Origin of the sequence: Salinisphaera shabanensis E1L3A (assembly GCF_000215955.2) — a bacterium.
GTDB classification, from domain to species: Bacteria; Pseudomonadota; Gammaproteobacteria; order Nevskiales; family Salinisphaeraceae; genus Salinisphaera; species Salinisphaera shabanensis.
Genome location: NZ_AFNV02000014.1, coordinates 100575 through 109078 on the forward strand (window position 1 = coordinate 100575; position 8504 = coordinate 109078).

General features: G+C 60.4%; 4 protein-coding genes. All 4 read right to left on the reverse strand.

Going from position 1 to position 8504, the window contains the following annotated elements:
- Positions 1–22: 22 nt before the first annotated feature.
- On the reverse strand, positions 23–3673 hold the full coding sequence (locus tag SSPSH_RS10405) for a tetratricopeptide repeat protein (protein ID WP_006912568.1): 3651 nt from the start codon (positions 3671–3673) through the stop codon (positions 23–25).
- On the reverse strand, positions 3666–6518 hold the full coding sequence (locus tag SSPSH_RS10410; RefSeq protein ID WP_006912569.1) for a bifunctional glycoside hydrolase/polysaccharide deacetylase family protein: 2853 nt from the start codon (positions 6516–6518) through the stop codon (positions 3666–3668). Before SSPSH_RS10410 ends, SSPSH_RS10405 begins: the two co-directional genes overlap by 8 nt.
- Positions 6515–6910 carry a hypothetical protein gene (locus SSPSH_RS18755; protein WP_152522790.1) on the reverse strand — a complete coding sequence of 132 codons (396 nt, stop codon included), beginning with the start codon at positions 6908–6910 and terminating at the stop codon, positions 6515–6517. The genes SSPSH_RS10410 and SSPSH_RS18755 overlap by 4 nt, the downstream gene beginning before the upstream one ends.
- 223 nt (positions 6911–7133) lie before the next feature.
- Entirely contained in the window at positions 7134–8195 is a 1062-nt protein-coding gene (locus SSPSH_RS10415; protein WP_006912570.1) for an MraY family glycosyltransferase, read from the reverse strand.
- Positions 8196–8504 lie beyond the last annotated feature (309 nt).

Below are 8504 nucleotides of genomic sequence, written 5' to 3' on the forward strand. Positions count from 1 at the left end.
GAGCGTTCATGTATTGGGCGCATCAGCGACCGAGGAAATATTGGTATTTGATGGAGCCGCTGTAGGAATTGTCCTGTGTCTGGCTACCTGTCTGATCGACGCCGAAATTCAGGCTCAGCTCATCACTGCCCAGAATACGGGTGCCGATCGCAAAGTTCGCACTGATGCCAATGTCGTTGTCCGGCAGCACATAACCGGCATCGATATCCAGTTGATATCGCGGCGATGCCACCAACGGATACTCCTCGCCCGGAATACCGCGGGCAAAGGAAAGCCCGGCCCCCAGAAAGGTATAGCGCGTGGGCACGACATCGTTGAGATCGGTATCTGCGGGCAAACGCGCGGCCATATCCGACGGCAGATCGTCCTCCAGGAAGTTCTGCTCGGTACTCGCGAATACACGTGCCTGCACCTGATGGGTCGGACCGACCATCAAGTAATGGGCAAGCGACGCTTCCACACTGTAGCCGTCGCCGAGATCATTGCGTTCCTCGCGCGAGTAGAACTTCGAATACGTCGCGGTCAGCGACAAACTGTCGCGGGCGTTCAACACCCAGTCGACGTCGAAGCCGAGATCATCGCGTAGTCCGAGCACGCGGTACTGTCCGGTCTCGTCGGGCAGCTCGTTATAGTTGATGAAACCGGCTACCGATACATTATCGGTGAGCTGATAATCCTGCCGAAGGCCGAACTGAGTGGTGTTTTCAGCATCGGTGGAGATCGCGCCGACGCGCACGGTGGTCGTGCCACGACGCTCGCGCCAATTGAGCACGAGGTTTGCGTAGCGTTCGTCCTCGAGCCCGTCCATGTCGACGAAATCATCGTCTGCAGAGAGTTGACGCGCACCCAGCTCGACCCGTGTGGACAGCTTCTCGCCACTCAAGCGCAGAAACACGCTTTCGGAATTGACCTCCAGATCGCTGATGCTGCGCACGATCAGTTCGGTACCGAAGTTCTGCGGCATGGTCTGATAGAGCTCCGCGGCATAGCGCGGAACCGTATCGATGCCGGTAACGTACGGCTCGCTCGGGCGTTCGTGATCCAGGGCGAGCGTGAGCGCACGAGCGCGGAAATCGAGCTGGCGCAGTGCGGTAATCCGGTCGGCAATACCAATATCCGCATTCTCGCGGGAGCGCGCCAGGATGCGTTGCATCGCTACCTGATCATTGGCCTGTAGGGCCACCGCCAGCTGCTGCCAGTCTTCGGTCGTGACACGACGACGATGCGCCTGCAGCAGCCAGTAGCGTGCGTAGCTCGGTTCCTGCTCGCTGAGATAGTAACCCAGCAACAGTTCGATATCGGTCGCGGTCAAATCGTCGCCGGAACGCCCGTTAAGCGCGCTCCCCAGCAATGCATGGCGCCCATCATTGCCAAGCATTTCAGCCTGCACGGCGAGAATACGGCGATTCTGCTCACGTTGCGCACGGGTCAGCTTGCCCTGTGCCTGCAAGTCGGCCAGCAAGCGCGGCCGCAGCTCCATGAGTGCGTACTCACGCATGCGTCGCGCCGAGTCGAACCGCCGGCCCCGCTCAAGTGCATCGGCGTAATCGAGCACCAGCAAATAATTATCGGGGTCGTAATGCACGGCCCGGTCGTACCACCGCAACGCGGTGTTGGTCTGTCCCAGTTCGCTATTGGCCAAGGCGAACACCGACCACATACTCGGACTGTTCGTGGCCTCGTCCGACCATTCGTTGACGTAGCGCGCCAGCTCTTCGTCGTAACCGCCCTGCGCGAGCGTGGACAGTAACGACGTACGCACACCGGTATTGTTCGGTGCCAGTGATAGCGCTTTGAGATAGGCCCTGCGTGCTTCGCCCAGTTTGCGTTGTTCGAACTGATAGTCGCCGTAGTACTGCCAGTAGTATGGCGACTGCGCAAACAACGCCGGCCGGGTTTGCGCCATCGCGATTAATTCGCGCGTGAGTTCTGGTCGATCCTCGCGCTGTGCCGCACCGAGCATTGCCACGATAATGTCGGCATGCTTGTTTTCGCGCCAGTCGCTGCGTGCGACTTCCATCGCCATATCCATGTGATCAGTGGCGACCGCTGTTTCCACAAGTCGGATATAACCGCTGGAATCCAGCTTGCGCGCCAGATACAGCTGATAGTAAGCCTCACGGGCGGCCTCTGGCTGATTCTGATTCCAGGCCAGTTCGCCCAGCGTCTGCCAGTAATACACCTGGTCTGGCGTGTCCGCAGGGGGCTTGTCAGGCAGCGATCGCAAGACCGCTATCGCCTTATCCGTCTGCCAGTCCTCGGCCAGCAGCCGTGCTCTGGCCTGGGTTTCGTCAAGCCGTCGCCCGAACCGGGAGGCGATGTCGTTCCAGGTCGCAAGCGACGTGTCCGTATTCCCACGGTACGCCTGCAAGGTTGCCAGACGCACCCAAAGATCGCGATCCTGGGAGCCACTTTCTACCCAGTTCGACAACACCGCGATCGCGCGATCCGGGTCACCCTCGCTGTTGAGCACGTTGACCAACAGACGACGCTGACTCGCATTCAGCGGATGCCGCGCCTGGATTCTCTGGAGTGCACCAAGCACCGCCGAGGTATCGTTGAGACCCGCCCCAAGATCGATAATCTGATTGTCGTAGTCGTCGTTGCCACTCCGGCGAGCAAGCCACTTGTAATTGGCGAGTGCTGCCGCGGGCTGGCCGGCCCAAACCTGCACCTGGGCCAATTGCGCCCGCAAGGCAACATTGTCGGGATTACGTTCCACCAAACGTTGCAAGCCGGCAAGCGACTCATCGAGCCGGTTATTCGCCAGTGCGATCTGGGCATTGCGCTCGAGGCCCTTTTCGTCATCCGGACGCAGTTCGACGTAGCGGCGCGACCAGATCTGGGCCTGTGCCAGGCGGTTGTTCGCCAGCGCCATTTCGATACCGATATCCAGGAACGTCGGATCGTCCGGGTAAGCATCGATGAACTCGCCCGCCATGCGCAGGCTGCTGCCATCGTTGGTCTGCTGCGCGGCGTCGAGTGCGGCCAGTGCGGCATCCCGACGCTGGGATTCGTCGTCGGTCGCCGCAAACGCCGACTGCCATGCCTGGGCAGCACGCATGGGCGCGTCAGCTGCCAGCCACCAGCGCGCGGCCTCGCCGTAGCGTTCGTAGGCGCGTGCCGGATCCTGTGCGGCCAGGCGTTCGTAAAGATCGGCTGCCCGTGCCGGCCGCCCGAGTTCCAGCCAGCGACGGGCGAGCGTTTCGAGCTGGTCGGGCGTGAGCGAGTCGTTACGCTCAAGCGCGTTCATCTGGGCGATCAGTTCGCCCTGCTGCTCATCACGACGCGGGTCGTCGGCCTCGAGCCCGTTGAATGCCTGCCAGGAAATCTGGTGATACAGCCAGCGAGCGTTCGCGTCGGTGCTGTCCGACAGCGGCTGCATCACTTCCATGGCCTTGGGGATATTGCCGGCCGCGGCGAGCTGGCGCGCCAGCTTCAAACGCAGCTGATCGTCTCCGGGGTTGGCTTCCAGCAAGGCCTCGAGATAGGTGATCGATACGCTGCTCGGGTCGTCCCGGCCCGCGTCGCCCTGGCTGAGCGACAGAAAGCGGCGCGCCGGAAACAGCAGCACCAGCGCGACCACGAGTACCACTGCGATGATCAGCAGCGTGAGCGGCCGAACAAAGCGGGTGCGTTTGGGCAGGTCTTTTTCTTGTTTGTGTTCAGCCACAGTCGATCCTTACAGGTCCCGACGTACTGCCTGTGTAGCGCAGCGTTACCGTATTGCCCCCGCCTCGACGCGAAGCGCCGTTTGCCGAGACACGACAACCGGCCGTACCGGCCAGTTCGATCTCAAGCGGCACGTGCTCGGCCGCCATTTCCAGCGTTACGTCGCCGCCGGAGTGACGCCACTGCGTGATGCGGCCGTTCGAACGGTGCACGTAAGGTACGGAAGGGGCGCCACTGGCGAGGTTCAGCTTGACCCTCGGTTCGCCCGACAACGCCACGTAACGTCCTTGCGTCAGGTCGCGCACGCCAACTACGCCACGTGAGGTGCGCACATCCGGCCAGCCGAGTCGTTCGGGCAAGCGCACCGTGCGCATCTGAGTCGCACCGGTGATCTGCCAGCCGCCATCAAGCGTGCGCGCGACGCCTACGTCATACCAGTTACGCGCGATGCGGCTATAGGTGCTCGCATACACCGGCACGGTCTGTTGCGACAGCGCATAGCTGAACACCTGATTGAGCGCCTTCAGAGACGCCGGGTAGGTCGCTGAATAGAAATGAAAATATATATCGATCGGTTTAAGGCGGCGCGGTTCGTTCGTGATCTTATAACTTTCAATCACACGCCGATAACCCCAAAGCGGGCCGGTCATGTTGTTGGTGTACACGTTTTCGTTGGTCTGAGGCGAATACACCTGAATATGATCACCGAGCGGACGCAGCATGGGCATGACGTCGGTCAACGTCGGGTTGTCCGACATGACGTGGGTATCGGCCCCATTGATATTGGCGATGCCAATGCGCTCCGCAATAGCCAGCGCCTTCTCCGGCGGCAAGGCATTACCGCTCCACAGCACTGCCTTGACTTTCTTCCCCGGCGGCGCCAAGTGATCGTTGATATAGCGGGTCGAGCCGGCTATTTCGCGTTCCAGATCAAAGCGATAATTCTTGAGCGGCAGGTTGTACGCATAGCCGGCGGCCGTGCGCCCTGCACCGGTTAGCTCACCCTCCGTCAAACCAAGCCACTCAAACGGATGGCTATATGTATGGGTACCAATCTCGACCCACGGTAGCTTGAAGATTTCGCGCGCAATGGGCTCGACCTGATCGGTCAGTTCCGGGTATAGGCCATCCGGACCGATCTCACCCGTTATTACCGAAACTGTGGTCGGAACGCGATACTTCTTGAGAATACGGTCGAGCAACAATTGCGCATTGAACGGGCTGCCCGGCGCACTGGCGCGGCTATTAAAGGCATCGCCGTCGACTTCGGTCATCCAGTAGCGCGAGCCGTTCTCGGTGGTCGCGTCAGCCACCGGCATATCCGGCAGCGCGAGCGCGGTCTTGATGAACTTGAAGGGATCGAGAATCCAACGGGATTGATCGGCCAACCCCTGCTGGATGGCCCAAGGCGAAAGCGCCACGCCACCCCAGTCGCCGGTCGCAACCGGAACGAACTCGGCGCCGTTACCGTCGCGAACCTTCAGGTGAACGTTGACCTTGTCGTCAACCACCGAGTAGCCCGATCCGCTCATAGCCGGCTTTTCCGGCATGCCTTCAAACCCTAGAAAATCGTCGTGATCGACCACCGCCAGGCCTTGATCCGTAATCGAGGGCACCGCCTGCAGACCCATCAACTCAGACAGTTCCCCGGTCACCGGTATACCCGGATCCCCAAGCAACGCGACCGGCACGCCGTCACGCATCTGTTTGAGCAACCAATCACGATAGTTCGCTTGGGCTCCTACGCCAGTCAAAAACCAGCTCACCACCCCGGCGTAGCGGCCACGAAGCGTGTCGTCAGGCAAGGCCCCGTCTACGTCCTTATATACCGCGCCGTAACCTAGGTATTCCAGCGGCATCGCGATATTGAGATGTGCGCTCGAATAAGCCAGTTCGCCGTAATCGCTTTCCGAGGCGTCGTACAGCACAAGCACCTTGCGAGGCATCGGCTCGATCGAGCCCACGCCCACCTGATTGAGTGCGCCGTTACTCACCCACGGCACGATGCCGTCGTCCGCGATTCGACGAGCCGTAGCGCGCGCCGTGTCGCGATCGGCCGGATCGACATAGTCGATTGCGATGGCCGGCAAACCGTAGTCGTTGCGCACTTCGCGCAAGCGATCGAGCACGTACTGCGTATCTTCGGGCTTGACGTCCCGATAACTCTGCGTGCGCACGTCCCACGACTTATATAAGGACTCGGCGGCCACGCCGACGATATCGCTGCGCACCTGGTCGAGGATCTCGAAACCGCGGTTGAGCAGCAGCTTGACGCCGGGAAACTCGGTGCGGATACGCTTGATCAGCGCGACCAGCGCCTGCTGTTGCGCCTTGACCGACTCGTCGTCGGTCGCAAACAGGCGATAGCTGTCGAGCGTGTCGAGGAACACCGCGCGATAGCCTTCGCTCCATAGCGGGCGAATGCGCTTATTAATGATGTAATCGCCCCACTCCTTGCGAGTGAGATCGGCGGCCTGGCTATTCCAGCCCTCGTTGCGCGCTTTGAAGGCTTCGTTCGGCAGCGTCTCACCAGCCCGCCAGTGCTCGGCTTCGCCAAGGCTCACATACGCAAACGCCTGGGTGCCGTACTGCTCCAACGCGTCGAGCTGCCCCTCGCCCATGTGCTCGGACTCGACCACAGCCCAATCGAACTGATCGAGCATGGCCACCGGCACATCATTGCCGTAATAGATCGCCACGCTTGGCTGATTATCGACATCCGCATTCGCATTCACGGAAAAAACCGCCAAAAACGCGGCCAGCAAAGCCACGCCGGTGCACCGCCATACCCGGGCGCGGTTCGTTGCGACACACGTTTCGTCGAACAACAGGCGAAAAGTGCTCACGCACGAACTCCTTCACAAAAACTCTTGCCAACACAACGTCGGCCAACGAAAGCGCTCAACCCCGGTTCAACAACCGGCAAGCCGCGCGCAGCGAAGGCTGACAACGGCATCGCAAACTTACCCGTGCGCCTCGGATAAGAATCCGTATCAGCGCATGCCGCAGTTGCGGGGGCATAGACTTCGACTTGAGAAAACGGCCGCACGTAATCGACCTTATCGCGCTCAAGCGTAGCAACGACGCGCAACACCAAGGAACTTCGAAACAGCCGACGAACCGCGGCAGCGCGCTTCAATATCCCGGAACTGCGAGCAAGCGATGCCAAAACGGCACCGGGCCGAATAGCCTCGACACCATCATCCACCACAAGCTCGGCGCCATAGTTACGCGCCATCGTTGCTCCCTTAAAACGTCCCCCGGGGCAGCCGGTTACCAGCGATACCCAACGCACAATAATCTAGCACGAAAAGCGGCAGGCAACCGAAAATTCGCGACTCCGAAAAGAAATTATTTAGGATGCCCCGACAAGATCCGCCAGCGCAGAACCGAGCCGGGTGTTTTTCGGCCCAAGGCGACCGAGGCAAAGAGGCAGGCTCGACTGCGGCACCGGGGCCAGGCTAGGTCGCTGCCGCCTGTCTGACCATTCGCTGGCGCACCCGCCCCCACAGCAGATTGGCTATTACACAGTAAGCGGCGAACACGCCCAGGAATGCGACGCACCGGGCAGACTCGCTGACCCCAAGACTTTCGGTTACGAGCCCAGTGGCCATGAACGCGCCGGCAACCGCAAGCCACGCATACAACGCCCAACCCGGCGTCAGGCCGAGTCGCTGCAACAGATGATGGAAATGGTAACTGTCCGCAGCTAGCGGGCTCTTGCCACGCACCATCCGCGAAACCATCAGATAGACCGTGTCGGCCAGCGGCAGACCAAACAGCCACACGGCGGTAATCGGCTCAATGACCGCCTGCGGACCTTGCGCTGCCTGGATTGCGAACCAGGTCAGAATAAATCCCAGCACCAGCGACCCGGCATCGCCCAGGAAGATGCGGGCATGTTTTTGCCACGGCATACGCAAATTGAACGCCAGAAAGCCGAGAAGACTGCCAAGCGTCACGCACAGCAGCACGACATTTACCGCGCTCGTCCCAGCGGCCAGCGCCAGTATCGTGCCGACAATCATGACGGAGAACCCGCCGGCCAGCCCATCCATGCCGTCGACCATATTGACGGCATTGATCACGCCCACCGCCGCAAAGATGGTGAACCATATGGCATGGCCACCGAGCTCGAAATCCGCCGCGCCGAATATTGCGCCAAGATTCTGTAGATATATTTCGCCCAAAAAGCACATACCCGCACCAACGGCGAGTGTCTGCATGGCTAGACGCACCGGGGCCGGCACATGCTTTCGGTCATCAAGCGCGCCCAGCACGAGCAACACGGTAATTCCAAACGCGAAACCTGCGAACTGGCGCGACGGCACCGCCCCCATGCCGAGCAGCACGACCGTGGATGCAATAGCGACACCGCCGCAAAGCGGCGTAGCAAGGGAATGCCCTTTACGGCCGCCCGGGTGGTCAACGTGGCCAATCTTGTGGCACAACGGCCGCAATATGAGAATCGCGACAGCGCTCAAGACGAATGCAACCAGACCGAGTACCAGATTAAATATCACTTGATAATCGCCGTTCGGCCCTCGGTATAAACCAGTCTGCTACGTATCGCGGGCTACATTATAACGATGATTATGACAATTGCTTGAACCGCACCTGAACGCGAAGCCAGCAGCTGACCCGAAAGCCTCGGCACAGCCCGTTCAATCTGCGCCCTATGCCGCCCTGCTCTCAGGCTGCGAACGATCAAACGAAGCGCGCAAAGGCAATAGCCGCTTAGTCAAACAGCAGGCGTCGCGGCGCGATTTCATATGGAAACCAAGGCGAACCGGCACCAACACCGTAGGTGGATGAGATGGATCCGCTCCTCC

What these genes read in the sequence shown, in the direction of transcription:
- SSPSH_RS18755 (WP_152522790.1), bottom strand. Translation starts at nt 6,910, where the DNA reads ATGGCGCGTAACTATGGCGCCGAGCTTGTGGTGGATGATGGTGTCGAG.